Raw genomic sequence first — 26,126 nt, 5'->3', positions numbered from 1 at the left:
AGTTTGAGGGGTGACGCCTCCCAAGACACGACCGCCCCGCAAGAAGGCTCCCGTGTCCGGCGCCGACAACCCGGTTCCGCCGCCTCCGCCCGTACCCGTCGACGAGGTCGCGCAGGCCCTGCCGCCCAAGCCCGAGGTGCCGGCCGCCCTCGCCGCTGCGCGGTTTGAGGAGGCCTCTCGCGACCCGGGTGAGGACCCCGCCGACCAGGACGACGCGACGTCGGAGCCGGTGTCGGAGCAGGAGGTGCTGCCCGAGGCCGAACCCGAGGCTCAGCCCGAGCCCGAGGCTGACGGCGAGCCCGACGGCGAATACGAGTCTCCAGCCGAAACCGAGCACGTCTCCGCATCCGAACCTGAACCCGAGGTCGCACCCTCGGCCGGCGTCGAAACCGAGCCCGAGACCGAACCCGAGATCGAATCCGAGCCCGACGTGGAAGCCGAGCCGGAGACCGTCCTCGAGCTCGAAACCGAGCCCGTGATGGAGCCCGAGGTTGAACCCGAGGTCGAGCCCGCGCCGGAGACCGAGCCGGTCCCGGCTGACGAGACCGCGACGGACGACGACACGGCGACCGACGCCGGCGCGCTCGAGACGGCGACGGCCGTCCTCGACCTCGACGGCGCCGAGGCGGGCCTCGACGCATCCGATCCCGCCCCGGCACTGCGACTGGAGAAGGTCTCGAAGTCGTTCGGTCGGACGCGGGCCGTCGACGCCGTCGACCTCGAGATCCCCGCCGGCACCTTCTACGGGCTGGTCGGGCCCAACGGTGCGGGGAAGACGACGACGCTGTCGATGATCGCCGGTTTGCTGCGGCCCGATGCCGGGACGATCGTCGTCGGCGGGGTCGACCTGCAGCGGGATCCCCGCGCGGCGAAGGCGCTGATGGGGGTCCTGCCCGACCGGCTGCGCACGTTCGACCGCCTCACCGGGCGGCAGTTGCTGCACTACTACGGCGTCCTGCGCGGGCTCCGCCCGGCCGTCGTCGCCGAGCGGACGGAAGACCTTGCCCGCGCCTTCGACCTGACCGCGGCGCTCGTGCGGCCGGTGTCGGACTACTCGGCGGGCATGACGAAGAAGATCATGCTCGCGGGCGCGATGATCCATGCTCCCCGCCTGCTCGTGCTGGACGAACCCTTCGAGGCGGTCGACCCCGTCTCGAGCGAGGTGATTCTCGAGATCCTCACGGCATACGTGGCGCGCGGTGGCACCGTCATCCTCTCGAGCCATGGCATGGAGCTCGTCGAGCGCGTCTGCGACGGCGTCGCCGTGATCGTCGCCGGCCAGGTGCTGGCCCATGGATCCGTCGACGAGGTCCGCGGCGATCACACCCTCGCGGAGCGCTTCGTCCAGCTGTCCGGCGGACTCAGCGACGTGGAAGGCCTCGAGTGGTTGCACACGTACTCCGACTGAGGCTCGCGCTGCTCGCGGGTTCGCTGAACGCCCGCCCCGGCGTGCTCGTCCGCCGCCTGGCCGCCTTCGGGATCCTCGCGGTCGCCGTGGCGGCGGTGTGCGTCGCGCTCGTCCGGCTCGACCGCGTTCCGGATGCGGATGCGGCGACGCTCGTCGTCGTGGGCGGATCGCTCATCGTCGGCGGCTTCCTCCTCGTACCGCTCTTCACGGGGGCCGACGATCCTCTCGACCCTCGGCGGTTCGTCGCGACGGGCGTCGAGCCTCGGATCGTCGCGTGGTCGGTGGTGGCGGCATCCCCCTTCGGACTGCCGGGACTGGTCACGATCGCGGTTGCGGTCGCGATGTCGGTGGCGTGGATCGGTCACGGGGCGTCACCCGCCCTCGCCGTCCTGGCCGCGGTCCTGTTCGTCGCCACGAACGTCCTCGCCGCGCGGTGCGCGATGGCCGTCTCCGTCCTCGCCCTCCGCGAGCGCAGGTCGCCGCAGCTCACGGGCCTGATGGTCACAGCGGCCGCGATCGTCGTCATCCCCGTGGCCGTGTTCGCCTTCTCGCTCGAGTGGTCCGGGGGTCTGCCCTCGCAGCTCGCTGAGGCGGCGCAGGTGCTGGGCGCGACGCCTCTCGGGGCAGCCGTCGCCATCCCGCTGCGCACCGGCGGCGACCTCGTCGTCTCGGTCCTCGTGGCCTTCGTGACCGTGCTCGCGCTGGCGGGTGCGTGGCGGCTGCTCGTCCAGATCATGATGAGCGCGACGGAGCGCGAGGTACCGGTGCGCGAGCGTCGCGGACTCGGCTGGTTCGCCGTCATGCCCGGCACCCCCGGCGGCGCGATCGCCGCGCGCAGCATCGTGTACTGGTCGGGCGACCCTCGGCACCTCGCCAACATCGTGGTCGTTCCCATCGCCTCCGTCCTCATCGTGCTGCCGCTCCTGGTGGTGGGCGTGCCGTTGTCGACCGTCGCGCTGATCCCGCCGCCGATCCTCGCGCTGTTCCTCGGCTGGCTCGTGCACAACGACCTCGCGTACGACTCGACCGGGATCTGGCTGCACATCTCCGCCGGTGTCCGCGGCGTCGCCGACCGGGTGGGGCGCCTCGTCCCCGTTCTGCTCCTCGGGGTGCCGCTCCTGGCGCTCGCCATCACCCTCTCGATCTGGGTCCACGGGCGGTGGGTGGTGCTCCCGGCCCTCGTCGGAGTCTGCGTCTCGCTCTTCGCGACGGGTCTCGGCCTCAGCTCTGTGGCGTCTGCGGCCGCGCCCTACGCGGTCTCGCGTCCCGGAGAAGGACCGTTCGAGCAGCCGCAGCGCACGGGCGGGTCGGTCGCTCAGGCGGCGGTCCTGTTCGGGGCGATCATCCTCTCCGTCCCCGCGCTGTGGTCGGGCTGGCTCGCGCTCGGCGGCGACGAGGGCGCCGCATGGACGTCCTTCTGGGCCGGCATGGGTGTGGGGGTGACGGTTTTGGCGGTTGGGATCGCCGTCGGCGGGGCGGTCTTCGAGCGCCGCACGAGCCGCCTCATGGAGTTCGCCGAAACGCACTGACCCCCGTCCACGAGGGTCCCGCCGGCAGTACACTCGGGGGAATGAGCACGCCGATCGACAGCCCGGATCAGGGCGGCCTCGCCACACTCGACCGTGAGCTCGAGGAGCTCATCCGCGAGGAGTCCATCGAGCCGGGTGACCATGAGCGGTTCTCGCACTACGTCAAGAAGGACAAGATCCTCGAATCGGCGATCACCGGCAAGCCCGTTCGCGCGCTGTGCGGCAAGAAGTGGACGCCGGGGCGCGACCCCGAGAAGTTTCCGGTGTGCCCCACGTGCAAGGAGATCTACGCCTCGCTCACCTCGTAGACCGTCGGCAGCGCCGGATCGGCGCGGCTGAGGGCGAGAGCGGTGACGGGCAGCTCCTCCCGCACGCGCAGGTGATGCGCCCGTGCGGCGGCGACGCCGGCGGGTCCGAGGTGCGCGGCATCCGCTTCGCCCTGCTGGACCAGAGCGACCTGCAGCGGACGGGCATCGGGGTGGGCGGCGGGCGTGTCGAGCTCGTCGAAGCCGGCGGCGACGGCGACCACCTCGCCCGTCGCGACCCCGTCGACGCGGGTGCGGAACGCAGCCTTGCGTCCGCCCACGGACGCCTTCGACGTCGAGGCCTTCGCGACGGAGACCCACCCGCCGTCGGCGCCCTGCCGTGCGACGAGCTTGTAGACCATGCCCGCGGTCGGAGTGCCCGATCCCGTCACGACCGAGGTCCCGACGCCGTAGGCGTCGACGGGGGATGCCGCCAGTGCCGCGATCGCGAACTCGTCGAGGTCGCTCGTCACGGTGATGCGGGTGCCCGTGGCGCCGAGCTCGTCGAGCTGCGCGCGCACCGACGCGGCGACGGTCGGGAGGTCTCCCGAGTCGAGGCGCACGCCTCCGAGGCCCGTGCCCGCCACGCGGATCGCCGTCTCGACGCCCTGGCGGATGTCGTAGGTGTCGACGAGGAGCGTCGTGTCGGTGCCGAGCGCGTCGATCTGGCTGCGGAAGGCGTCCTCCTCGGTGTCGTGGAGCAGTGTCCACGCGTGTGCGGCCGTCCCCATGGTCGGGATGCCCCAGGTGCGCCCGGCCTCGAGGTTGCTCGTCGCGGAGAAGCCCGCGATGTAGGCGGCCCGCGCCGCGGCGACGGCGGAGCGCTCCGCCGCACGGCGCGACCCCATCTCGGCGAGCGGGCGGTCGCCGGCGGCGATGCTCATGCGCGCCGCAGCGGTGGCGACCGCCGAATCGTGGTTGAGGATGCTGAGGGCGAGGGTCTCGAGGATGACGGCCTCGGCGAACGAGCCCTCGACCGTGAGGATCGGCGAGCCGGGGAAGTAGAGCTCTCCCTCGCGGTACCCGCTGATCGTCCCGCGGAAGTGGTAGTCCTCGAGGAAGCGGATGGTCTCGGCGCTGACGATGCGGTGGTCGCGGAGGAAGGCGAGCTCCGCCTCCTCGAACCGGAAGTCGGCGAGTTCCGCGAGCAGTCGCCCGGTTCCCGCGACGACACCGAAGCGGCGTCCGCCCGGGAGGCGGCGGCCGAAGAGTTCGAACACGCAGCGGCGGTCGGCGGTGCCGTCGCGCAGCGCGGCATCCAGCATCGTGAGCTCGTAGCGGTCGGTCAGCAGCGCCGTGGACATGCCCATGCCGTCACTCTAGCCACGCGCGAGCGGACCCCCGCGCGAGACTAGGCTGGACGATCGTGACGGACGCACCGATCGGGATCTTCGACTCCGGAGTGGGCGGCCTCACCGTCGCCCGCGCTGTCTCGCAGCTGCTGCCGCGGGAGTCGGTGCTCTACATCGGCGACACGGCGCACTCCCCGTACGGACCGAAACCGATCGCCGACGTGCGGCGCTACGGCCTCGAGGTGCTCGACGCCCTCGTCGACGAGGGCGTGAAGATGCTCGTGATCGCCTGCAACACCGCGTCGGCGGCACTCCTGCGCGACGCGCGGGAGCGGTACGACGTGCCCGTCGTCGAGGTCATAGGCCCCGCCGTGCGCACCGCCATCTCGACCACGCGCAACGGGCGGATCGGCGTCATCGGCACCGCGGGCACCATCGGCTCGGGCGTGTACCAGGACATGCTCGGCGTCAACGAGCGCCTGAGCGTCTTCGCCCAGGCCTGTCCGCGCTTCGTCGACTTCGTGGAGGCGGGGGTCACGGACACGCCCGACGTCCTGCGCGTCGCCGAGGAGTACCTCGCGCCGCTGCGTCATGCGGGGATCGACACCCTCGTGCTCGGCTGCACCCACTACCCGTTCCTCGAGGGCGCCATCAGCTACGTGATGGGCCCGGACGTGTCGCTCGTCTCGAGCGACACCGAGACCGCGAAGGACGTCTATCGTCAGCTCGTGTCGCGCGACCTGCTGGCCGGACCCGACGCGGAACCGACGCACGTCTACGAGGCGACGGGGGATTCCGCCGAGGACTTCCTCCGCCTCGCCGACCGGCTGATGGGACGCGGTGTGAGCAGTGTCCGCCTCGTCCAGACCGGTGCCATCGACCTACCGAAGGAGACCTCATGACCGAGACCACCCGTGCCGACGGCCGCGCCGTCGACCAGCTGCGCCCCGTCACCATCGAACGCGGCTGGAGCGCCCACGCCGAGGGGTCGGCCCTCATCTCCTTCGGGGGCACGAAGGTGCTGTGCACCGCATCCTTCACCAACGGCGTCCCGCGCTGGCTGACCGGCAAGGGCAAGGGGTGGGTCACCGCCGAGTACGCGATGCTGCCGCGCGCGACCAACTCCCGCAACGACCGCGAGTCCATCAAGGGCAAGGTCGGCGGCCGCACCCACGAGATCTCTCGGCTGATCGGTCGCGCGCTCCGTGCGGTCGTCGACACGAAGGCGCTGGGCGAGAACACGATCGTCATCGACTGCGACGTGCTGCAGGCCGACGGCGGCACCCGCACCGCGGCGATCACGGGCGCCTACGTCGCCCTCGCGGATGCGATCGAGTGGGGCCGGGCGAAGGGGTTCGTTGGGAAGAACGCCAAGGCGCTCCTGGACTCGGTGGCTGCGGTCTCGGTCGGGATCATCGACGGTGAGCCCATGCTCGACCTCGCCTATGTCGAGGACGTCCGCGCCGAGACCGACATGAACGTCGTCGTCACCGGTCGCGGGCTGTTCGTCGAGGTGCAGGGCACCGCCGAGGGGGCGCCCTTCGACAAGCGGGAGCTCGACGCGCTGCTCGACCTCGGTGTGAACGGATGCGGCGACCTCCGCGACATCCAGCTCGCCGCCCTCGCGCAGGAGCGCGCGTGAGCCGCATCGTCCTGGCGACGCACAACGCGCACAAGGTCGAGGAGTTCGGTGCGATCGTCGCCGCGACGCGGCCCGACCTCGAGGTCGTCGGCTACGACGGACCGGAGCCCGTCGAGGACGGCGTGACGTTCGCCGAGAACGCGCTGATCAAGGCGCGCGCGGCGGCCGTCCACACGGGGCTCCCCGCGATGGCCGACGACTCCGGGATCAGCGTCGACGTTCTGGGCGGTTCGCCCGGGGTGTTCTCCGCCTACTGGGCCGGGCACCGCAAGGACGGCGTCGCGAACTACGAGCTGCTGCTCGATCAACTCTCCGACATCGCCGACCCGCATCGGACGGCGCAATTCGTGTCGACGATCGCGCTCGTCGTCCCGGGCGGCGAGGAGCACGTGGTGACGGGGGTCTGGCCGGGCCGGCTGGCGCCGGCTCCCGCGGGTGGGAACGGATTCGGCTACGACCCCGTGTTCCTGCCCGACGACGCCGGCGGGCGCACGGCCGCGGAGTTGTCGGCGGCGGAGAAGAACGCGACGTCGCACCGCGCCCGCGCATTCGAGGCGCTGGCGCCGCTCCTCGCCGCGCTCTGATTCCCGCCGACACGGTTCGCTGAGCCTGAGAATCGGACTCATTCCCGAGTAGGCCGAACCGGGCGGCAGGTCGGCCGCCCCGCCCTACCCTCGAGGTATGCACGATCACGCGCCCACCGGCATCCGCGGCGGACATCCCCGCCGTCTGCTCGCCGTCTCGCTGGGCGTCACCGCGACCGTGCTCGTCGTCCAGCTCGTCGGCGCGATCCTCACGGGATCGCTCGCGCTCCTCGCGGACGCCGGGCACATGTTCACCGACAGCTCGGGTCTCGTCATCGCCCTCATCGCGGCGTCGGTGGCGGCGCGTCCCGCCGATGAACGCCAGACCTACGGCTACCAGCGGGCCGAGGTGTTCGGCGCGCTGCTCAACGCCGTCATCCTGATCGTGCTGGGCGGATGGATCGCGGTCGAGGCGATCTCGCGCCTCGTCGACCCCGCCGAGGCCGAGGTGCAGGGTCTGCCGATGCTCGTGGTCGCGGTCATCGGCCTCGTCGCGAACGGCGTCTCGCTCTACGTCCTGAGCGCCGCTCAACGCACGAGCATCAACGTCCGCGGCGCGTACCTCGAGGTGCTGGGCGACCTGGTGGGCTCCGTCGTCGTCATCCTCGCCGCCGGGGTCATCTGGCTGACGGGATGGATGCCGGCGGACGCCGTGGCCTCCCTCCTCATCGCCGCTCTCATCGTGCCCCGCGCCGTCGCCCTGCTGCGCGAGGTGTTCGCCGTGCTCGGGGAGCGCGCGCCGGCAGGGACGAAGGTCGCCGACATCCGGGATCACATCCTCGGCACCGAGGGCGTCGTCGACGTCCACGACGTCCACGTGTGGCAGCTCACCCGGGGCGCGCCGGTGTTCACCGCCCACGTCGTCGTCGCACCCGATCACTTCGCCGACGATCGCGCCGGTGCCCTCCTGTCGCAGCTGCAGTCCTGCCTGTCCCGGCATTTCGACGTCGCGCACTCCACGTTCCAGCTCGAACCCGCCGGTCACGTCGAACACGACGCCCACGCCTGACGCCGGTCAGTCCTCCATCCTGACCTGGTCCGGGGTCTTGTCGGGTCGCAGACCGCGCCAGCGGGCGTGGCGGAGGGTCCCGTTCGGCGTCGCCTCGGCGTACTCGACCTCGCCGACGAGCTCAGGGCGCACCCAGAGCGCATCGGATGCCTCTTCCCGGCCGACGTCGACGAACGGGTTCTCGTCGGTGCGCAGCGGGGTGAGCGCGGCATCCAATCGTGCGAGGGTCGCGTCGCCGAAGCCGGAGCCGACACGCCCGACGTAGTGCAGCCCGTCGGGCGTCGGGATCCCCATCAGGAGCGACCCGATCCCCCCTGAGCGACCGCCCTTGCCCGGACGGATGCCGCCGATCACGATCTCCTGCATCAGGGTGAGCTTGACCTTGAGCCACTGGTCGCTGCGCTGACCACGTCGGTAGATCGACGACGGGTCCTTGACGACGACACCCTCCAGATCCATCGCGCGCGCCGTGGCGAGGGCGTCGTCGACGTCGTCGGCGATCGGGGGGAGGACGATCGGCTCGTGCGCATCGGCGGCGAGCCGTTCGAGGAGCTCCCTCCGCTGCGCGAGGGGCAGCGGCGCGGCATCCCTTCCGTCGATTTCGAGGACGTCGAACAGCAGGTATTGCACCGGGATCCGCCGCGCCTCGCGTTCGATCTCGGGCGTCTTCGTCAGGTGCATCCGGTGCTGCAGCAGCGAAAAACTCGGTCGACCGCGTCCGTCGAGAGCGACGATCTCGCCGTCCACCACGCAGGAGGCGGGACCGAACGCCGCCGCCGCGGTCACCTCGGGGTAGCGCGCCGTGATGTCGGTGCCGCTGCGGGCCCGCAGCCGCAGCGTCTGTCCCTCCCAGATGCCGAGGGCCCGCACGCCGTCCCATTTGAACTCGACCCAGGCTCCCCATCGCTCCGCCGCCCGGCGCGCCAGGGGAGGGGTGGAGGTCGTCGCGAGCATCGGCGACGGGGGCGGGAGGGGCGTGGCGGGGGAGGGCGGCGACGCGGGTGCCGGAGGAGCGGATGCGGGGGGCGCGGCATCCGTTTTCATCCGGTGCAGCAGCCACTGCGACTTCTCCCCGTCGCCGCTCGTGCGGATGAGAGCGAGGCGCACCGAACCGAGCGGGCCGCCCTCGCGACCGGTCGCGGTGAAGATCACCTCGTCGTCGCGCCACTTCTCCAGCGCGAAGGTGCCGGTGTCCCAGATCGACATCGACCCGGCACCGTACTCGCCCGCCGGGATCTCGCCCGCGAAGCCCAGGTACTCCATCGGGTGCGGCTCGGTCATGACCGCGAGGTGGTTCGTCGAGGGGGAGTCCGGGATGCCGCGCGGCACCGCCCAGCTGACGAGCACGCCGTCGCGTTCGAGACGCAGGTCGTAGTGCAGGCGCCGGGCGTGGTGCTCCTGGATGACGAAGCGCGCGGAGCCGGCGGACGGTGCGCCGGCGGGGGAGTCCGGCACGGGCTCGGGCGTCTTCGCCGCGGAGCGCTTCGCGATGTACGAGGCGAGCGGCCCGGCATCCGTCGGCGCCAGGGCGGCGAACAGGTCGCCGACCTCGCCCAGCCGCTCGAGGACCTCGTCGAAGAGCAGGTGGCGCAGATCGGGGTCGTCGAGCTCGTCCCAGCGGCGCGGCGCAGCGACGGTCGGCCGGTCGCGGCCCCGCAGCGAGTACGGTGCGATCGTCGTCTTCTTGCCGTTGTTCTGGCTCCAGTCGAGGAACACCTTGCCGGGACGGGCGGCCTTCGACATCTGACTGACGACGAGGTCGGGGTGGTCGGCTTCGAGCAGGCGGGCGAGTTCTTTCGCGAAGGCGCTGATCTCGTCGCTCGTGCGGGATCCGTCGAGGGGGGCGTACAGGTGGATGCCCTTGCTGCCGCTCGTGACGGGCACCGGGTCCATCCCGAGGTCGATCAGGATCGCGCGCGCCCAGCGCGCGACCTCCGCGCACTCGGCGAGCCCCGCTCCCGGGCCCGGATCGAGGTCGAGGACGAGTCGGTCGGGGTTCCGTCGTCCCCCGGTGGCGTCGAAGCGCCATTGCGGGACGTGCAGTTCGATCGAGGCGACCTGCGCGAGGTAGACGAGAGTCGGGATCCCGTCGACGAGCGGGTAGTCCTTCGCGCCGGTCGAATGCTCGATGGGCCGCCGCGCGACCCAGGGCGGCGCCCCCGCTTCGAGGTGCTTCGCGAAGAACGAGCCCTCGCCGGTCCCGTCGGGCCAGCGGATGCGGGTGACCGGCCGATCGGCGAGGTGCGGCAGCATCGCCGGCGCGATGCGGGTGAGGTAGTCGATGACCTCGCCCTTGGTCGTCCCCGTCTCCGGGTACATGACCTTGTCGAGATTCGTCAGCCGCAGGCGGCGCCCGTGGACGACGACCTCCTGGGGTGGGGCTGGCATGGGCCCAGAGTAGTGCGCAAGCCCTGTCGCAACGTGCTGTGACGGGTGTCTACTGGTGTGATGCGAGCGATCTGGAAAGGCGCCCTCACCTTCGGCCTGGTGAACGTGCCCGTCAAGGTGTACTCCGCGACCGAGGACCACGACGTGTCGCTGCACCAGGTGCACGCCGCGGACGGCGGCCGCATCCGGTATCAGCGCATCTGCGAGATCGACGGCGAGGTCGTCCCGTACGCCGAGATCGACAAGGCGTACGACGACGGCGAGCGCACCGTCGTCCTGACCTCCGACGATTTCGCGGCCCTGCCGAGCGAACGCAGCCGTGAGATCGAGGTCGTCGAGTTCGTGCCGACCGAGCAGATCGACCTGCTGACGCTCGACAAGGCGTACTACCTCGAGCCCGACTCGAAGAGTCCCAAGGCCTACGTCCTGCTGCGGCAGACGCTGGAGCAGACCGACCGCACCGCCATCGTCCGGTTCGCGCTGCGGCAGAAGACGCGGCTGGCGGCGCTCCGCGTGCGCGGCGACGTGCTCGTGCTGCAGACGCTCCTGTGGGCGGACGAGGTGCGTGAGGCGTCGTTCCCCGTGCTCGACGAGCCGGTGAAGATCTCGAGCAAGGAGCTGGAGCTCTCGGCATCCCTCGTCGACAGCTTCTCGAGCGACTTCGACCCGACCGAATTCACCGACGAGTACCAGCAGGAGCTGCGCACCCTCATCGAGGCGAAGCTCGAGAAGGGCGACGCGTTCGACACGGCCGAGACCTTCGGCGAGAAGACGGATGCCTCCGGCGGCGAGGTCATCGACCTGATGGAGGCCCTGCGGGCGAGCGTCGAGAAGAGCCGCGCCGCGCGCGCTGGCAGCGGGAAGTCGGACGCTGGGAAGAAAGACGCCGCCGCCGACACGAAGCCGGCGGCGGCGAAGAAGAAGCCCGCGAAGAAGAAGGCCTCCTGATCAGGAGCGGCGGCTCTCCCCGTCGGGGCGCTCGTCGAACGCCTCGGGCTCGAGGACGAGCTGCTGCGCCTCGGCTCGGTCGGTGACGCCGTCGGGTCCGGCCGCCATCTCGCGCTTGACCTTGCGCTTCTCGGCGAAGTAGTGCCACACGATGAAGATGATGGTGCCGGCCACCGCCACCAGCAGGATGACGTCGATGTACTCGGCGACGAACTCGCCGACGCCCGGGATGAGGCTCACGAGGTAACCGACGACCGTCAGACCGAAGCCCCAGATCACGGCGCCGATCAGGTTGTAGAGCGAGTACTTGTGCCATGCCATCTTGCCGACGCCGGCGGCGACCGGGGCGAAGGTGCGCACGATCGGCACGAAACGGGCGAGGATGACCGTCACGCCGCCGTAGCGCTCGAAGAACGCATTCGTCCGCTCGACGTTGCTGCGACTGAAGAGGCCGGACTCCTTGCGTTCGAACACGGCGGGTCCGCCCTTGCGACCGATCAGGTATCCGACCTCACCGCCGAGGAACGCCGCGAGGCCGATCAGCAGGCCGACCACCCAGACGTTGATCCCGAAGACGCCGTTCGGGGCGTGGGTGACCGGGTTCGACAGCAGGCCCGCCATGATCAGCAGGGTGTCACCCGGCAGCAGGAAGCCGACGAGCAGGCCGGTCTCGGCGAAGACGATGAAGCAGACCACGACGAGGGCCCACGGGCCGGCCGCGTTGATGATGGTCTCGGGATCGAGCCAGGGGAGCAGTGCGAAGGGAAGCACGGAGGTCCTTCGATTCGCGGCGGTGGGCCCGCCGACGGATGGGCGCAAGGTGTGAGGCACGCGGGTGCCTCGTGCGGAAGGGGGGACTTGAACCCCCACGCCCGAAGGCACAGGAACCTAAATCCTGCGTGTCTGCCGATTTCACCACTCCCGCTGGTGCGTTCAGTCTAGGGCGCGCGGTGGGAGACGCCTGAGAGGGATATCCCGAGGATCGCGCGGCGATGCGGACCTGGTCAGGTCAGCGCGGGATCGTCCAGGAGCGGCGCCCGGAAGTTGGCACCGACATGCGGCCCCTGCGCGAAGTAGTGGCGAAACCCGTAGTACAGCGGTCGCCACGCGTCGGTGTCCACGCGATCCTGCCCCTCCCGCAGGATCCCTTCGTGCGCGTGGACCTGCAGGACCTGCGCCTCCACGGCGACGGCGTCGCCACCGTCGATGCCGACGATCTGCGCCACACGAGCCTCGATCTGCACCGGGCACTCGGCCACGCGGGCCGCCGTCACCTGGTCCGACGGGAGCGGGGTGAAACCCCCGAGGGTCCACTTGTCGGGCTCGTGGCGGTAGGCGGGTCTCTTGGCCTCGGGCACCGGGTTCCGCCCCGTCGTCGGCGCGATCGACTCGACCGCGCCGACGAGGTCGGATGACGGCAGGTTGATCACGAGTTCGCCGATGCGGCCGAGGTTGGCGACCGCCTGGCCGTCGGCGCCGAGCCCCAGCATGTAGCGGTCGCCCAGCGCCCAGGCGGAGGAAATCGGGCTGATGTTCGAGGATCCGTCGGGATTCACCGTGGTGATCAACGCGACCGGGGTCCCGAAGTACAGCACGGGCAGTTCGACACGTCGCGTTTCGTCCATCCTTCGATTCTCGCCTCCCGCCGACAGGGCGTCTGCAGTCCACCTGGAGCCGGTGGCGTGTGGATAACTCCCGCGCCGGGCGGGGTCGGGTTGCGAGGATCCCTGGCCATGAGCATCACGTCCGCCCCGACGTCGACCCGCGGGCTCGCCGCGGTCGCCGAGCGGGTGCGCGAGCGGCTGCGCAGCGAGCAGGTCGACCCGTCGCGAGACCCCGACCGCGCAGCGTTCATCGCTCGCGCCGAGGTGCGTCGCCACAACGACTTCGCCCTCGCGCGAGGCGTGGAGGTCATCGAGGACGAAGCAGGGTCCGTCCGCGACATCCTGTCGACCGTCGCAGGGTACGGCCCCCTGCAGGCGCTCCTCGACGACCCAGAGGTCGAGGAGATCTGGATCAACGCGCCCGACCGCGTCTACGTTGCCCGCGAGGGGCGCAGCGAACGCGCACCGATCGTCCTGACCGACGCGGCCCTGCGCGACCTGGTCGAGCGGATGCTGCACGCCACCGGCCGCCGCGTCGACCTCGGCCAACCGTTCGTCGACGCGTCGCTGCCGGACGGGTCGCGCCTGCACGTCGTCATCCCCGACATCACGCGCCGGCACTGGGCGGTGAACATCCGGAAGTTCCTCACCCGCTTCCGTACCCTGGACGACCTCGTCACCGCCGGGTCCGTCGCCCCCGAGGCGGCAGCGATCCTCCGCACCGCGATGCGCGACGGCACGAGCGTCGTCGTCTCGGGCGCGACGCACGCCGGCAATACCACATGGTGAAGATGACGCCACTATGGAGGGTTGAGATCCGTCACTCGCCACGACATGATCGGAGGCGCGTAGCGGCATGGAATCTTTGCTGGTATATTTTGTGGCATGACGTTGGACGCCTCTGCTGATTCGCTCTCCGAGTTCGTCGGACAGCCCGTGCTGTCGGCGATCGTGACGGCGCGCGACAACTCCGCGACGGACTACGCGAAGTGGCGGAGGGAGTCTCCTTCCGAGATCGCGAGGGCAACGTCACGCGGCCTGGCGAATCGGATCAGCGACAGCTTCGTGGCCCACATGGTGGCGGCCCTCGATGGTGTCGACGATGTTGTGTTCCGCGAGCGCGGCATCTCGCGCTACTTCGTCGTCCGCGACAAGGTCGTGCTGATCTGCAAACGTCACAACGCGAAGGACAAGATCAGCTCCTATCCGACTCGCTCCGCGCTGGATGTGTGGGGTGGCGCCCCCACCTTGGAAGGTATGGGGACTATCAACCTCGCTGCGGGATACCGCTGGGACAAGGACGTGCGCGAGATCGGTGTTCCTGTTCTGTCGTATCGCGAGGGACTGCGCGCAAGTCCGATCTGGGTCGCGGATCTGAGCCGCGGTGAAGGTGGCGCATCCGCGCCTGTTCGGATCGTGCCCCCCGCGGGGCCGAACCTCCCCACGCTCGATCTGTCCGACTTCGGACAGGAGCGCAAGGACGGCAGCCAGCCATGACCTGGAACGGCGACATCCTGCGGATGACTCGCCGTGCCGCAGGGAAGACGCAAGAGGATCTCGTCGAGGCACTCGGCGGACGTATCACTCAAGCTGCCCTGTCACGGTACGAGTCATCTTTGCGCGAGCCAGAGTCGGAAGAGATTCTGGAGGATCTTGCGGCTGCTCTGGGCGTGACCACGCGGTATCTTCGCGCGGGCGAGACCACCTCCCCGATGATCTCCTCCACCGCGCACATGCGTCGGCAGAAGACTGTCAGCCCAGCGGTCTGGAAGGACCTCGAAGCTCAGCTGAACGTTCATCGCGTGCACTGGTCACTTCTGGTCGAAGGGATCGACATCGCCCCGCAGCATCAGATTCCTGCATTTGAAGACCCCTCGGACACGGCCCCAGAGGATGCTGCAACCTTCGTTCGAGAGAAGTGGCGAATGCCGTTGGGTCCCGTCGAGAACCTGGTGGGTTGGCTCGAGGCTGCCGGCGCCATCGTCGTGATCGAGGACTACGGGACCGATCGTGTGGACGGTATGTCGCAATGGGTCGGTCCATGGCCGGTCATCAGCCTGAACTCCCGCGCGCCTGCAGATCGTCGGAGACTCACCGCCGCGCACGAACTCGGTCACCTCGTTCTGCACAACGCCACCCCGTCGCTTGACGCAGAAGACGAGGCCAACCGTTTCGCGGCCGAGTTCCTCATGCCCACGGTGGAGATCCGTCCGCTCCTCAAGACTGGCGGGCTCTCCTTGGGCAGACTGACGGATCTCAAGGTTGAGTGGGGCGTGTCGATGCAGGCAATCTTCGAGCGTGCCTATCGGCTTGGCTTGGCAAACAGCGACGAGCGTCGCCGGTTTTATCAAGCTCTGAATGCGCGGCGTTGGAAGAAGGTCGAACCGTACTCGGAGCACATTCCGGAGGAGAAGCCGCGTTTTGCTCGCCATTTGGTCGATGCGCTGCTTGCCCGCGGCCTGACCCAAGCCGATGTTGCCGAGATGGCCGGCCTTACCGACTTCCACGGCAGCCCGCTTCTCGACGGGCCGGAGGACAGCCGCCCTCGACTGACTCTCGTTTGACTGAGGCCTGAGCGGCCTCAGCTGTGCGGAGGATCGCCGAGCCGGTCGATCGTGGTAGCCGATTCTTGGAGTCCATGATTTTCCAGAGGCTTCACGGGATCACGTCGGCGAACTGACGGTCATCCGCGGCGCCCTTGCGCAGACGTTGCTGTGGCAGTCGCCGGCATTCGCAGAGTATGGGTGCCGGTACAGTCCCGATGAGGTTCGCGACGAGCCTGCGCCCGAACAGGCGTTCGGTGACGTCTACGTCGTGCTCGACTCCGCCCAGGAACGACGTGCCTTTGATGAAGAGGAGGCCCAAGCCGTTTCTGGCATCGTCAGGGCAGCCGTCGCCGACGACGTGAGTGTCCTCGTGTTCTTCCATGGCTTGGACCTAAGCAGTAGTGGGGGACTGTGGCGCAGTGCGATGCGGGCCTCGGCGATGGAGGGATGGCGTGGGCGCTGGCACCAGCTTGGCCTTGAGGCTTTGAGTTACTTGGTGCTCACTGCGACGCTCGTCTACGTCGAATTCGCGCCGGATCTCGATTGGGACCATGCAAAGTTCGAGGGCGTGACGCGGCGGCCAAGCTCTGCGGCTACGCCCTAGCCGAGCCTCAGTGGGAAAGAGGCATGGACGTGGTCGCGGGTTGGGCGTTGCCATCATCGTGCGAGCGTGAGGTTTGCGATGAGGTCCGTGATGCTGCGGTGGGCGGCCACCGGGGCGTTCAGTCGCTTGCTCGATTGGGCGATGAGTCCAGTTGTGTGCCGCTCGGCGACGATGTGGTTCGCATATCCGGCGGCGGCGGACAGGTAGAAGAGATCGTTGAGGTCGTTGTCTTGCCACGTTGTGCGGGGATTGAGGTGCTTGTCAACGAACATCGAGCGGAACATCGCGACCGCAGGGGTGCCGATCATCTCCTTGTTCCAGATGCTCCGCACCCACTGGTCGAATGCGACGGTACTGACGTTGGTGTGCGCCGCAGCTTTGGCCATCTCATGGCTCAGGTCATCGAGTGCGAGGGCGTATGCGATCTGACGCTTCTGAGCTTTCGGTCGATGATCGGCAGCGAGGGCATCCGTCGTTCGTTGTTGCTTGGCGCGCCATCCGTGCGACGCCTCGCGACGAATCGGGGCCGTGTTGAGCAAGAGATCGAAGTAGACGATGGTGGAAAGCGCCGACTGGAAGGCGAATTCTAGATCGGCCGGTAGGCCGGGCTGGGTCGAGTCATCTGGCCCCACCGTGCAGCGCGCTTTGGCATCGTGAATCACCCATGGTTCGAGGGTGAACACCGGGGGAGAGGACGAGGGTTCTGCTCCGGCGTGTGTGGCGATGTCTCGCTGTAGTTCATCCGCCCAAATGGCAAGAGGGTCACGCATCTGCCACCCCTTGCTGAGTCGGAGCATGGTGAGCGCGAGCTGGTAGCGGGAGTCATCGTCCACCCAGTGGCTGGTCTCGCTGTGGTGGCCCGCGGAGATCGGCAGGATGATCTTTCCGGCCTCGGCGAGTGCAATGAGCTCCAGCGCCGCCTTGCGCTCTGCCTCGGGAACTCGATCCGGTGCTCTCGAAGTCTTTGCCAGCGTCGACCAGTGGTTCTGATCCAAGTAGACGACGGGTCGACCACCCACGGGTGCCAGGTTGTGACGGCTAGGCATGACGCCAAGCAGGTGATCGCCGCGATTCGTCTCAAAAACGATGTGGCGGGCGTGCCAGAAGTACACGACGCGGACGATCGCACGTTCCGGATCGTCGTTGAGCGGGGCGGCTGCTTCAAACATCCGGCCGTCCTTCACCCGGATCAAGAAGCGACGCTCGTCGATGTCCCAGATGATGGTGTCGATCTCGCGTCGAAGCCCGACCCGCGGTGTCGTGTCCGTCCGCTTGTCAAGAAAGTCGTCCATCACCATCACCCAATTTCGCCGTCGTCTCGATGCGTCTGAGCGTCCGGACTGGACTCCTTCCCATGTCCATGCTCATTGCGGAACTGACGTCGAGACGCATCGGAAATGCGCCATCATCACGGCTGCGCGAGCCACTCGGGCTGCGTGCCTAACTATCGTCACCACTCTGCGCGGTAGGTCCGGTTGCCAGGCGAAGGATGTGGCTCAGGTGATGCTCCACCTCGGGCGTGCCTTCGGGGACGCCGTCGTCGTAGTCGCAGGTCGTGGCCACCACGTGTGGATACTGGAGCGCAGCGGCGCGGACGATGGCTTGGGTCGGAAACCAAGGCGGCAGTTCACGGTAGGAACGTGCAGCTTGCCGTGACCCATCGGCCCTGCTCTCACGTTCTAGCCAGGGGGCGCAAGTGAGCACGACGTCATCCAGACGCGCGGGTGCGGCGTCCAGCGCATTCGAGAGCGCAGCCTTCACCACCTCAGCTGACATCCAATGCGACCACGGCGTGAATATCTTCGCCCCATGCACGTAGTTCCCGACCCATGCGTCCTCGACCGACCAGTCTTGGGCGGCGAGCTCCTCGAGAAGACTCTCGCGGGCAAGGTCGGCTAGGTCGCCACGTTCGGCGGCGCTCATTTCTCGCCAGAGCTCCACCAACAGCGCCGCTGCAACGACCAACGGCCGACGCGCACGGTCCTCGCCGATGAGTGCCGCCACCTCTTCGTCGGTGGCATTCCGCGCGACCGACGCCGCAAGGCTGGCAACTGAACCCAACGCAAACGTGTAGGTGGACAGCACTTCCGGTATCAGCGTCACCTCGTCGGCTGCCACAACGAGCTCGGAGCGCAGGTCGGGGTCGTACGCCCTTGTATTCACTCGGGCCCACGGCCGGGCCCGCTCCAAGAGGGCGTTGTGGGCCGCCATCGCCTCAGCAAGAGCAGCACGAGCTTCGTCCGCCTGGCTGACAACCGGTTCCGGCACAGCCGGTGGCGGCGGCGGGTTCTCTCCACGAAGCGATGAGGCGAGCCCGCTGACCGCGGCACGCACTTCAGCAGCAGCGTCACTCAACCGGTCAGTGTCTTCGTACGGCGGTTCCCAAGGCCAGGCAGAGGCAGCAGCAAGGAGCTCGTCGACAGCACGTGCCACCCAGTCGCACCACGGAGCTGACCGCACCGACGTGTGACGGGCGGTCGCGATCTTCGCCAGGACGTCTTCGTACATCGGCTCCAACACCGCCCGCACCTCATCCAGCGCCGCAAGCACCGCTCGCTCGTGCTGCTGCCGCTCCATGTTCGACGGCTCGACGAACACACGATTACCCTCGTCGTCGTACGCGAGCATCATCGCGTTCGCCTCGGCGCGCGTTCTCCGCCAGGCCGCCGCAGCAGCTGCCGGCCCAGGTCGGGTGCTCACGGCCCTGAGTGCGTACAACTCTGCAGCCGCGACGACCGACGTCAGCAGCGGCGCCGCGATCGTCGGAGAGTCAAATGAGACCGCCAACACCTCAGCTGCCTCGTCTTCGTTGATCGGCCAACCATGACGACGGTCGAAGTACTCCTGAACCTGGCCGATCCGCCACTCCTGAAGCAACTCTGGCGAGAACCGCGCCTCGTGCTCATCAATCTCGTACGAGTGCGGGATGCACATCAAGAGCAGGTTCTCGACCGACCGGTTATCTTCCGATGACATCCCCGGCTTCCAGCGCGGCCCGCCCGGCTGCCGCGCATGAATGTGCGAGACCCGACTGTTCAGCACCGGTCGCGCAACGCCCGATTCTTGCCGGTACAGCCATTCCGGGCACTCCGGCTGTGCACAGGTGAACGCATGCGAGTACAACTCACGGATCGTCGCCAAAGTCGGCTTCGGGTGAGCAACTTCCTTCGGATCAGGCACACTCCATCCTGGCCCGTAGCCGAACGCAAACGCCAACCTTCACTACGCGCCGAGGTCAGCTTGAACGCATTCATGGGACGGTGGAGCCTCTACGAGCCGAACTAGTCCTCAAGGAGCGGGGACTAAGGCGACGAGCCACTCCAACCGTGCACGAAAGAGGAGCTCAGCGGCCGGCAGATAGGTCTGGATGAGGGTCCGAGTCTCGTATGGCAGTGCCCGAGGTATGCGCCACGGGTATCGCATTTGGTCGGGCCGTCGAGCGCCCAATGAGAACGCGACTTCCGCGGTCCTCCCGACAAGATCGTCGATGTCCGTCGCAACTGTTGCCAGCTCGCCCAGCGCGTCGCGGATGTCGCTCCATGTGTCTGCCTTTGTCGCTTCCGGGTCGGGATTGACGATCATGTTCGTGGCGCTCGTGTACGCGCAGGTGGTGTGGGTTGGCGTGAACCGTGTGGGAGCGACGTAGACGCATTCTTCGAGAAGCGCCCTGGCATCGCACAGAGCTTCGAGTTCCGCATAGGTGTGGCAAATCGGTGCGACGTACCGAACGAGCCCGAGGCCCGCCGTGCGCGTTTCCAGCTCCTCCAGCAGTTCGTGCTGAGGGAGACTGCCAATGTTGTCGGTTCGGTCCACGTGGAAGCGCCAGTAGGGGCCGCCGAGATCACCGAAGTAGGTCGCGTAAGGCCGGTGAAGGTAGTCCGAGCGCTTGAACTGGAGGAAGACATTCAGAGCCTTCGACGTCACGGCCGCTGTCGGGCTGAGATTCGGGTTCCATGCCGGTCTCGAAAGGCCAGGAAGCGGTGCGGAGTGCAGCAGGCCCCACATCGGATGAGCGTGGGGAAGCCATCCGCCCAGATCGAATCCGGCTTTCGCTTCAAGGACCTGACCGATGGGCGCCAGCTCAACGCCTGCAAGGTTTCTGTGCGTGAGGTCGTCCTGGAAGAAGACGGCGAACTGTGACTCCTCGAACTCTGGCCTCATGTCACCCTCCTGATCCCTTGCTGATGTGCTCGGTGTCCGTCTACCCGCCCCACGTGTGGAGTCGGCGGTTGTGCCCGTGAGCCGCGCAGAAGTCGTTGACTTCGTCGACGAGTTGTCGGCGTTCCCGATCGACCTCGTCTGCCGCGGGATGGGGGAGGAAGTTGCACGGCTGGAGGTTCCGCTTGATGATGCTCGCCATGCGACCGACGTGGGTATCGATGTCTTCGAGGATCTGAACGTACGGTGTGTCATAGAGCGAGATCGGCTTCGCCTGGATCCGAGTTCCGCGGACCTGGCCCTGGTTGATGATCTGCTTGACCTGCCGAAGTGCGTCGATCATGTCGTCGAAGTCGCCCTCGACATGGGTCATGTGCCGGATCGCATCGCGGTCGAGTACGCCGAGTACGACGTCGAAGCAGTGTCGGTCAGACTGCTCGGTGAACTGATGCCATGGAATGCTCTTTGCGAGCCGGTCGTCGAGCGCCCACAGTTGGGCCAGGTCGAGGTTCTCGAGATTCAGTAGCTTGCTCTGGGTGAAGAGCTCGGCCCAGGGTGCCAGCTTGCTCGACTTCTTGACGGACTTGATCCCGACGAAGATCAGCTGGTCGTATCGGGCGTCGAGTTTGTGTCGTTGGAAGGTGTCCTGGGTTTCGACGATCTTGTCGGTGTCGCAGGTCACGGTGACCTGGACGGCGAGGCGTCGTCCGACGTCGTGCAGGTCGATGGCGGGGAAATTGCGGTCAGGGAAGTTCGCCGAGGCAAGGTCCCACCCGTGAGTGAGGTTGAGGACCTCTCGGTAGAGCACTTCCAGAGCCGAGGTCACGTCGTTGAGACTGTGTGCGACTCGCCCCGAGACGTGGGATTCCAGCAGGCTCATTCGGTCCACGATCCGAGCCTTGACGACTGTCTCTTCCATACGGGTTCCTTGCTGTCTTCAGCGACCGCCGATCTGCCAGTCCTTAGGACCCGCTCGGTGGGGTCATGCCGCGGTGGTGATTTGCTTAGCGATACCGGCGTTGTTGTGTGTGGGGGTGAACTGCGTGCAGGTTGTGCCCCTCATCATGAGCTGGAGCCGGTCTCGTCTTTGACGGCATGGGCTTCACTCAAGTCGAACAGCGCTCCTTGATCGAGGCCCGAGCTGGTAGCGCTGGACGCTGGTTTAGGGTCGGCGACAGGGGCTGTGATCAAGTCGCTTACGTCGTTGGTGATGCCCTGATAGCTGCGGAGGAAAGCTGCAAGTGTACGGATCGCGACGGTCGTTTCCGGGTCGGCAAGTCGCAGCCGTGATGCTGCGTCGGCGGGCACGGTTCGTCCTCGGGCAAGGCGCTCATAGACGAGCAGGTCGAGTTGACGCGGGAGATCCGCGATGTTTGGGATGCGGCGAAGACGCAAAGCAAGTTCTGCGAGCGAGTCAGCCCAGTCCGGCGGCGATGGTTCAAACGCCCCAATGGCTTGGGCGCGAATAGTCGCTGGCGCGTTCGCAGCTGTCAACACACCGCTGATGTACTTGTCGATGTCGCGAGCGAGCACGCGCATCTTCTGCGCAGGGACAATTCCGTCAGCAAGTCGTTCCCGAAGATATGAGTTGAACGCATCCGAACTCATCGGCCGCACGTGACCGGCAATGGCGACGATGTTATATCCGAGAAGACTGACGGCTTCTGAGATTAGCCACCTCATGGCTAGATGGTCGTCGTCCTTCACGCCTGGTGTCCAGCGCTCCGCGAGCGTGCGGGCGAGCCCGAGAGTCTGCTTCGTGGCCGAGAACACGTCAAGAAACCATACGGTTGAGGTCAGGTATCGGTACGCGGATTCGAGGAATGGGTCGTTACGACTGATTGCCTGAACCGTCTTGCGCAACTGCATGGCACCGGCACCGTGAGCGCCGGTGTCTGCGACAGCTCGTAGATCGATGTCGTCTTCTCGTGCAGTGAGATCGGCGATGGACTGGACTGTCACATTCAGGTGCCGTCCGAGTTCTCGCACGCGAGAAGTCGGCGCTGCCTTGATCGTCAGCTCAGCTTGGTTGGCGCCGACCAGGTTCTGCAAACCACTGAGCCAGACGATACGGTCCAGGGGCTTTGGTGCGCTTCGCCCGCCGCTCTTGGACTCGCCGATGGTCTTGCGGACTTCCAGCGCGGGGCCAAATGCGGAGGCCAGCAGGTCCAAGTCCGTGACCTGGATCAATTCTGCACCGTAGTGGTTGGTCAGATCGATCCCGTATCGGCTGTAGTAGCCCTCCCAGAACCACACCTGTGCGGTTCTGGCCTCCAGCTCATCGCCGGAGGTTAGTTGGCTTGTCTTGGCGGTTGGCACTGCGCACCTCCTCCCGAAGTCTCAAGACGGCTGCTTCGGCGAGTTCGTTCGCTGCGGCATCGTCGGCTGGGTTCGCGCGCTCCTGTTCCGGATTGCTAAAGGTCCCAGGGGACTGAAGCAGTTTGATATCGGGTTCAATGGCGAGCGGTGTGCCGGACGACTTTTGCAACCAGCCGAGTCCTCCCTGGACGATCTCCTCCTTGACCAGCTCAAGGTATGCCCTGCCACCGGCGGTTTCATTCACCTTCACGATGCCGTGTGCCTCGAGCAAGTGGTAGTCCGTGCGGATGTTGCTGGCCGGGCCGACCGTGCCTCGGTTCAGCAGAGCACGCACCAGAACGACCGGGTCCATGATTCGGCCTCCGCCTCGTTCCGCTTTCTCGTGCCCGAAGAGCATGTGCGCGACGAAGAGCTTGCGCTGGTTTAGCGCCTCAGTCGTGACCAACTTGTCGTCATCAGACTCGAGAGCGGGAGAGAACACGTATGTCTGGGACCCGACAGATGCCGTTGATTTGACCGTTGCCGCCTGCACGAGGCCCACCTTCCTCGCCGCGGCGAACATCTGGGGTGATGTCCCGGTGACAGACGGCAGCGCCAAACCCGGAGATGCGGATGCTTGCTCACAGATCCCGATGAGTGCATCACGCTCTGCAGGCGGCAGGCTGCGCAGGAACCCTGCGATCGGAACTTGCCCGGTCTCCCAAACGTAGGGGTTGTAGACCACATACTCATTGAGGTCGGCGGACTTGATTCGCTTGTTCAGTCCGGCTGCGAGAGTGAGCTTGTACCCGGTCGTCGCGTCCCCCTCGGAGAAGCCACGACGGACCAGCTGGTCGAGATGCTGGTGCTCGGTCAAGGGAGCATAGGACGCGAGTTCTACCGAGTGCAGCACAACGAACTCAGCTTGTGAGGGCCGCAACTCCAGCAGCACACGATACGACTGCTCGATGAGGTTCCCTGTAACGCCCAAGTACTCCTGCACCCCGCTGACAAGCCCCTCGCCGTTCAGGGTGTAGTCAGCCACATTTGCAGCTTTCAACGCTGGCAGGACGACGTTATGGAGAGCTTGTCGGCCCAGGCCCGCTTGGTTTGCGAACATCTCGATCGCCGCGGGGGACAATGCCGCAGAAAAGCCGTGAACGCGCGATACGAAGTCCATGGCCGCGCCCGCGACAATCAGAGACTCCAGAGATGGTCTCGCGGTCTCAGGGATCACCCGCTCTGCCTGATGGATGCGCGTAACTGAACGCCCAAGCCTGCGATCCGAAGCGTTGACGGGATCGACGGTTGTCGACACAGGGCCACCTCCTCGCAGCATCAGGGTTTCTCTAACAACTTTAGGGCTGATCAGCCCTCTCCTTCGGCGCTCGCTGCTCTCGAACTTGTCGGGCTCTACTGGTCGCTCAGAGGCGGTGCGGGGAGGTGCGCCTATCGCAGCCACCGCCCGAGCGCACCAGCGTCGGTCGCGGACATGCAGAGTCGCCAGGTCAGGTTCACGTGCGGAGCGGAGTCTGAGTGGTGTCGGCTTGCTCTTCAGTTACCGATGCCGGCATACGAGGGAGAGGCCACAGCGACAAGCGTGTCGGCGACGCTCGAGAATCCGGCCAAAGCGACGCTTGAAAACTAGGCCACCCAGACCAGATTGGGTGGGTGATCTCATTGGAAGATTGGGCGTTGATTCGGCGGCTCGTCGCGGACGGTGTTCCGCAGCGGCAGGTGGCTCGCGATCTCGGGATCGCACGGGACACAGTGGCCGCCGCGGTGCGCTCGGAGCGGCCGCCGAAGTATGAGCGGGCGGCGCTTCCGACGTCGTTCTCGCCGTTTGAGGCGCGGGTGCGATCGTTGTTGGCGGAGCATCCGTCGTTGCCGGCGACGGTGATCGCGGAGCGGGTGGAGTGGTCCGGATCGATCACGTGGTTCCGAGAGAACGTGAGACGCCTGCGGCCTGAGCATCGCCCCGTTGACCCGGCGGATCGATTGACGTGGGCTCCGGGTGATGCGGCGCAGTGTGATCTGTGGTTCCCGCCGCGGAAGATCCCCGTCGAGGACGGCACCGCCGTGATGTTGCCGGTGCTGGTGATCGTCGCGGCGCATTCCCGGTTCGTGACGGCCCGGATGATCCCGACCCGCAAGACGGAGGATCTGCTGCTCGGGCACTGGGAACTCATCCAGCAGCTCGGCGCGGTTCCACGGCGGCTGATCTGGGACAACGAGTCCGGGATCGGGCAGCGCGGCCGCCTCGCCCAAGGAGTCGCGGCGTTCGCGGGGACGCTGGCGACGAAGGTCGTTCAGCTGAAGCCCTACGACCCGGAATCGAAGGGGATCGTCGAGCGCCGCAACGGCTGGTTCGAGACCTCGTTCCTGCCGGGCCGGACGTTCACCTCCCCGGCGGACTTCAACGCACAGCTGCAGGGCTGGCTCGAGAACGCGAACGCCAAGCTGGTCCGGACGATCAAAGCCCGACCCGTCGATCTGATCGGGCACGACCGAGCACGGATGCTGCCCTTGCCGCCGATCCCGCTGCAGCTCGGCTGGCGAGAACGAGTCCGCCTCGGCCGGGACTACTACGTTCGACTCGACGCATCGGACTACTCGGTTGACCCCGCAGCGATCGGACGGATCGTTGACATCACCGCGGACCTCGACCGGGTCCGGGTGAGGCTCGATGGCCGGGTCGTCGCGGACCACGCCCGCGTTTGGGCGCGCGGCTCCACGATCACCGACCCGGCACACGTTGAGGCGGCGAAGCGGTTGCGGCAGCAGTTCCAGGCGCCCCGGACGCCGCCGGTCGATGATCTGAGTCGGGATCTCGCGGACTATGACCGGGCGTTCGGGATCGAGGGAGTCGCCTGATGGCTGCGAAGCAGACCGACGCAACCAAGCAGATCACCTATCTCGCCGGCGCTTTGAAGGCGCCCCGGATCACCGAGGCCGCAACCCGGATGGCGGATCAGGCCAGGGACGCGGGCTGGTCGTTCGAGGACTACCTCGCCGCCGTCCTCGAACGCGAAGTCTCCGCCCGCAACGCTTCCGGCGCGGAACTCCGGATCAAAGCCGCCGGGTTCCCGAGCCGGAAGACCCTCGAGGACTTCGACTGGGACGCACAACCCGCCACCCGCCAACAGATCGCCGCGTTGGCTTCGGGCGGGTTCCTCCTCGAAGCGCAGAACGTCGTGCTCCTCGGCCCTCCCGGGACCGGGAAGACCCACCTCGCGACCGCGCTCGGGATCGTCGCGGCCCGCCACGGCCACCGGGTGTTGTTCGGGACCGCGACTGACTGGGTCACCCGACTCACCGAGTCGCACCGGCAAGGGAATCTGCCCCGCGAACTCGCACGGCTCCGCCGTTACGGGCTGATCATCGTCGACGAAGTCGGCTACCTGCCCTTTGAGCAAGACGCCGCCAACCTCTTCTTCCAGTTGGTGTCATCCCGCTACGAACACGCCTCACTGGTCCTCACCTCGAACCTGCCATTCTCGGGTTGGGGCGGGGTCTTCGGCGACCAAGCCGTCGCCGCCGCAATGATCGACCGCATCGTTCACCACGCCGACGTCCTCACGTTGAAAGGCGCCAGCTACCGGCTCCGCGGCAGAGGCATCGACAGCCTTCCCAGCATCAAGACACAAGATCCGGCAGACTGACAACACGAACAAGTGGCCTAGATTTCGCCCGTCGCTTTGGCCTGAATCTCAACCGTCGTCGACAAAGCGAGCGAGGATCGGGCCCAGAGCTCTCAGCGTCGTGGTCGCGAGGGACTCTGGCGGCCCTGGCAACGGCACGGAGCAAGTGA

At 67.3% G+C, this 26,126-nt stretch carries 24 protein-coding genes and 1 tRNA gene; 13 read left to right on the top strand and 12 right to left on the bottom strand.

Going from position 1 to position 26,126, the window contains the following annotated elements:
- Positions 1–52 precede the first annotated feature (52 nt).
- The 3 genes from Q9S36_RS03305 to Q9S36_RS03295 are packed head-to-tail and all read left to right on the top strand — an operon-like array spanning position 53 to position 3,245.
- Positions 53–1,408, top strand: a complete 1,356-nt coding sequence (locus Q9S36_RS03305; RefSeq protein ID WP_311283922.1) for an ATP-binding cassette domain-containing protein — start codon at positions 53–55, stop codon at positions 1,406–1,408.
- The gene (locus tag Q9S36_RS03300; protein ID WP_311283921.1) at positions 1,384–2,937 is read left to right on the top strand and encodes a hypothetical protein; all 1,554 of its coding nucleotides are present in this window, start codon (positions 1,384–1,386) and stop codon (positions 2,935–2,937) included. The genes Q9S36_RS03305 and Q9S36_RS03300 overlap by 25 nt, the downstream gene beginning before the upstream one ends.
- A gap of 41 nt (positions 2,938–2,978) precedes the next feature.
- Positions 2,979–3,245: a DUF3039 domain-containing protein gene (locus Q9S36_RS03295; RefSeq protein WP_064001855.1), complete on the top strand. Its 267-nt coding sequence runs from the start codon at positions 2,979–2,981 to the stop codon at positions 3,243–3,245.
- Here Q9S36_RS03295 and Q9S36_RS03290 read toward each other — a convergent pair.
- Positions 3,224–4,552 carry a nicotinate phosphoribosyltransferase gene (locus Q9S36_RS03290; protein ID WP_311283920.1) on the bottom strand — a complete coding sequence of 443 codons (1,329 nt, stop codon included), beginning with the start codon at positions 4,550–4,552 and terminating at the stop codon, positions 3,224–3,226. The genes Q9S36_RS03295 and Q9S36_RS03290 overlap by 22 nt on opposite strands.
- A 56-nt stretch (positions 4,553–4,608) precedes the next feature.
- Here Q9S36_RS03290 and murI point away from each other — a divergent pair, with 56 nt between their 5' ends.
- The 4 genes from murI to Q9S36_RS03270 all read left to right on the top strand — a co-directional run bounded on the left by murI (position 4,609) and on the right by Q9S36_RS03270 (position 7,769).
- Complete coding sequence (gene murI / locus Q9S36_RS03285; protein ID WP_064001857.1) at positions 4,609–5,436, top strand: glutamate racemase; 828 nt, start codon at positions 4,609–4,611, stop codon at positions 5,434–5,436.
- The gene (gene rph / locus Q9S36_RS03280) at positions 5,433–6,176 is read left to right on the top strand and encodes a ribonuclease PH (protein ID WP_064001858.1); all 744 of its coding nucleotides are present in this window, start codon (positions 5,433–5,435) and stop codon (positions 6,174–6,176) included. The genes murI and rph overlap by 4 nt, the downstream gene beginning before the upstream one ends.
- The gene (gene rdgB, locus Q9S36_RS03275) at positions 6,122–6,760 is read left to right on the top strand and encodes an RdgB/HAM1 family non-canonical purine NTP pyrophosphatase (RefSeq protein WP_253034197.1); all 639 of its coding nucleotides are present in this window, start codon (positions 6,122–6,124) and stop codon (positions 6,758–6,760) included. Before rph ends, rdgB begins: the two co-directional genes overlap by 55 nt.
- A gap of 97 nt (positions 6,761–6,857) precedes the next feature.
- Positions 6,858–7,769, top strand: a complete 912-nt coding sequence (locus tag Q9S36_RS03270; protein WP_311283919.1) for a cation diffusion facilitator family transporter — start codon at positions 6,858–6,860, stop codon at positions 7,767–7,769.
- 6 nt (positions 7,770–7,775) lie between these two features.
- Here the strand turns inward: Q9S36_RS03270 and Q9S36_RS03265 are convergent, their stop codons facing one another.
- On the bottom strand, positions 7,776–10,157 hold the full coding sequence (locus Q9S36_RS03265; RefSeq protein WP_311283918.1) for an ATP-dependent DNA ligase: 2,382 nt from the start codon (positions 10,155–10,157) through the stop codon (positions 7,776–7,778).
- A 60-nt stretch (positions 10,158–10,217) separates the two neighbouring features.
- Between Q9S36_RS03265 and Q9S36_RS03260 the strand changes: the two genes are divergently transcribed.
- Positions 10,218–11,105, top strand: coding sequence for a Ku protein (locus Q9S36_RS03260; RefSeq protein ID WP_311283917.1), 888 nt, complete (start codon positions 10,218–10,220; stop codon positions 11,103–11,105).
- Here Q9S36_RS03260 and Q9S36_RS03255 read toward each other — a convergent pair whose 3' ends face one another.
- From Q9S36_RS03255 to Q9S36_RS03245, 3 genes are all read right to left on the bottom strand, one after another.
- Positions 11,106–11,876, bottom strand: a complete 771-nt coding sequence (locus Q9S36_RS03255; protein WP_311283916.1) for a VTT domain-containing protein — start codon at positions 11,874–11,876, stop codon at positions 11,106–11,108.
- A 72-nt stretch (positions 11,877–11,948) separates the two neighbouring features.
- Positions 11,949–12,030: transfer RNA gene (locus Q9S36_RS03250), tRNA-Leu, on the bottom strand.
- Between the two features lie 79 nt (positions 12,031–12,109).
- Complete coding sequence (locus Q9S36_RS03245; RefSeq protein WP_311283915.1) at positions 12,110–12,730, bottom strand: flavin reductase family protein; 621 nt, start codon at positions 12,728–12,730, stop codon at positions 12,110–12,112.
- 108 nt (positions 12,731–12,838) lie between these two features.
- On the opposite strand from Q9S36_RS03245, the gene Q9S36_RS03240 reads away from it, so the two are divergent.
- The 3 genes from Q9S36_RS03240 (at position 12,839) to Q9S36_RS03230 (ending at position 15,273) form a co-directional block, all read left to right on the top strand.
- Positions 12,839–13,498, top strand: coding sequence for an ATPase, T2SS/T4P/T4SS family (locus tag Q9S36_RS03240; RefSeq protein WP_311283913.1), 660 nt, complete (start codon positions 12,839–12,841; stop codon positions 13,496–13,498).
- Positions 13,499–13,594: 96 nt separating this feature from the next.
- On the top strand, positions 13,595–14,206 hold the full coding sequence (locus Q9S36_RS03235) for a hypothetical protein (protein ID WP_311283912.1): 612 nt from the start codon (positions 13,595–13,597) through the stop codon (positions 14,204–14,206).
- The gene (locus tag Q9S36_RS03230) at positions 14,203–15,273 is read left to right on the top strand and encodes an XRE family transcriptional regulator (protein ID WP_243567740.1); all 1,071 of its coding nucleotides are present in this window, start codon (positions 14,203–14,205) and stop codon (positions 15,271–15,273) included. Before Q9S36_RS03235 ends, Q9S36_RS03230 begins: the two co-directional genes overlap by 4 nt.
- A gap of 91 nt (positions 15,274–15,364) precedes the next feature.
- Here Q9S36_RS03230 and Q9S36_RS03225 read toward each other — a convergent pair whose 3' ends face one another.
- From Q9S36_RS03225 to Q9S36_RS03195, 7 genes are all read right to left on the bottom strand, one after another.
- Positions 15,365–15,637 carry a hypothetical protein gene (locus tag Q9S36_RS03225; RefSeq protein ID WP_311283911.1) on the bottom strand — a complete coding sequence of 91 codons (273 nt, stop codon included), beginning with the start codon at positions 15,635–15,637 and terminating at the stop codon, positions 15,365–15,367.
- A gap of 275 nt (positions 15,638–15,912) precedes the next feature.
- Positions 15,913–17,157 carry a hypothetical protein gene (locus Q9S36_RS03220; protein WP_311283910.1) on the bottom strand — a complete coding sequence of 415 codons (1,245 nt, stop codon included), beginning with the start codon at positions 17,155–17,157 and terminating at the stop codon, positions 15,913–15,915.
- A gap of 142 nt (positions 17,158–17,299) precedes the next feature.
- Positions 17,300–19,039: a hypothetical protein gene (locus Q9S36_RS03215; protein WP_311283909.1), complete on the bottom strand. Its 1,740-nt coding sequence runs from the start codon at positions 19,037–19,039 to the stop codon at positions 17,300–17,302.
- A gap of 108 nt (positions 19,040–19,147) precedes the next feature.
- The gene (locus tag Q9S36_RS03210) at positions 19,148–20,020 is read right to left on the bottom strand and encodes a hypothetical protein (RefSeq protein ID WP_311283908.1); all 873 of its coding nucleotides are present in this window, start codon (positions 20,018–20,020) and stop codon (positions 19,148–19,150) included.
- Between the two features lie 40 nt (positions 20,021–20,060).
- Entirely contained in the window at positions 20,061–20,936 is an 876-nt protein-coding gene (locus Q9S36_RS03205) for an SMEK domain-containing protein (RefSeq protein WP_311283906.1), read from the bottom strand.
- Between the two features lie 143 nt (positions 20,937–21,079).
- A complete protein-coding gene (locus tag Q9S36_RS03200) occupies positions 21,080–22,336 on the bottom strand; it encodes a hypothetical protein (protein WP_311283905.1) in 1,257 nt (418 codons plus the stop codon).
- Positions 22,296–23,633, bottom strand: coding sequence for a hypothetical protein (locus Q9S36_RS03195; RefSeq protein WP_311283904.1), 1,338 nt, complete (start codon positions 23,631–23,633; stop codon positions 22,296–22,298). Before Q9S36_RS03195 ends, Q9S36_RS03200 begins: the two co-directional genes overlap by 41 nt.
- A gap of 353 nt (positions 23,634–23,986) precedes the next feature.
- Here Q9S36_RS03195 and istA point away from each other — a divergent pair, with 353 nt between their 5' ends.
- Entirely contained in the window at positions 23,987–25,189 is a 1,203-nt protein-coding gene (gene istA / locus Q9S36_RS03190; protein WP_311283903.1) for an IS21 family transposase, read from the top strand.
- The gene (istB, locus tag Q9S36_RS03185) at positions 25,189–25,977 is read left to right on the top strand and encodes an IS21-like element helper ATPase IstB (RefSeq protein ID WP_311283902.1); all 789 of its coding nucleotides are present in this window, start codon (positions 25,189–25,191) and stop codon (positions 25,975–25,977) included. The genes istA and istB overlap by 1 nt, the downstream gene beginning before the upstream one ends.
- Positions 25,978–26,126 lie beyond the last annotated feature (149 nt).

The organism is Microbacterium sp. ARD31 (assembly GCF_031844425.1).
This window is presented reverse-complemented; position numbering and strand designations above follow the sequence as displayed.

What these genes read in the sequence shown, in the direction of transcription:
- Q9S36_RS03295 (WP_064001855.1), top strand. Translation starts at nt 2,979, where the DNA reads ATGAGCACGCCGATCGACAGCCCGGATCAGGGCGGCCTCGCCACACTC.
- Q9S36_RS03290 (WP_311283920.1), bottom strand. Translation starts at nt 4,552, where the DNA reads ATGGGCATGTCCACGGCGCTGCTGACCGACCGCTACGAGCTCACGATG.
- rph (WP_064001858.1), top strand. Translation starts at nt 5,433, where the DNA reads ATGACCGAGACCACCCGTGCCGACGGCCGCGCCGTCGACCAGCTGCGC.
- rdgB (WP_253034197.1), top strand. Translation starts at nt 6,122, where the DNA reads ATGCGGCGACCTCCGCGACATCCAGCTCGCCGCCCTCGCGCAGGAGCG.
- Q9S36_RS03270 (WP_311283919.1), top strand. Translation starts at nt 6,858, where the DNA reads ATGCACGATCACGCGCCCACCGGCATCCGCGGCGGACATCCCCGCCGT.
- Q9S36_RS03265 (WP_311283918.1), bottom strand. Translation starts at nt 10,157, where the DNA reads ATGCCAGCCCCACCCCAGGAGGTCGTCGTCCACGGGCGCCGCCTGCGG.
- Q9S36_RS03260 (WP_311283917.1), top strand. Translation starts at nt 10,218, where the DNA reads ATGCGAGCGATCTGGAAAGGCGCCCTCACCTTCGGCCTGGTGAACGTG.
- Q9S36_RS03245 (WP_311283915.1), bottom strand. Translation starts at nt 12,730, where the DNA reads ATGGACGAAACGCGACGTGTCGAACTGCCCGTGCTGTACTTCGGGACC.
- Q9S36_RS03240 (WP_311283913.1), top strand. Translation starts at nt 12,839, where the DNA reads ATGAGCATCACGTCCGCCCCGACGTCGACCCGCGGGCTCGCCGCGGTC.
- Q9S36_RS03235 (WP_311283912.1), top strand. Translation starts at nt 13,595, where the DNA reads ATGACGTTGGACGCCTCTGCTGATTCGCTCTCCGAGTTCGTCGGACAG.
- Q9S36_RS03230 (WP_243567740.1), top strand. Translation starts at nt 14,203, where the DNA reads ATGACCTGGAACGGCGACATCCTGCGGATGACTCGCCGTGCCGCAGGG.
- Q9S36_RS03225 (WP_311283911.1), bottom strand. Translation starts at nt 15,637, where the DNA reads ATGGAAGAACACGAGGACACTCACGTCGTCGGCGACGGCTGCCCTGAC.
- Q9S36_RS03220 (WP_311283910.1), bottom strand. Translation starts at nt 17,157, where the DNA reads ATGGTGATGGACGACTTTCTTGACAAGCGGACGGACACGACACCGCGG.
- Q9S36_RS03210 (WP_311283908.1), bottom strand. Translation starts at nt 20,020, where the DNA reads ATGAGGCCAGAGTTCGAGGAGTCACAGTTCGCCGTCTTCTTCCAGGAC.
- Q9S36_RS03205 (WP_311283906.1), bottom strand. Translation starts at nt 20,936, where the DNA reads ATGGAAGAGACAGTCGTCAAGGCTCGGATCGTGGACCGAATGAGCCTG.
- istB (WP_311283902.1), top strand. Translation starts at nt 25,189, where the DNA reads ATGGCTGCGAAGCAGACCGACGCAACCAAGCAGATCACCTATCTCGCC.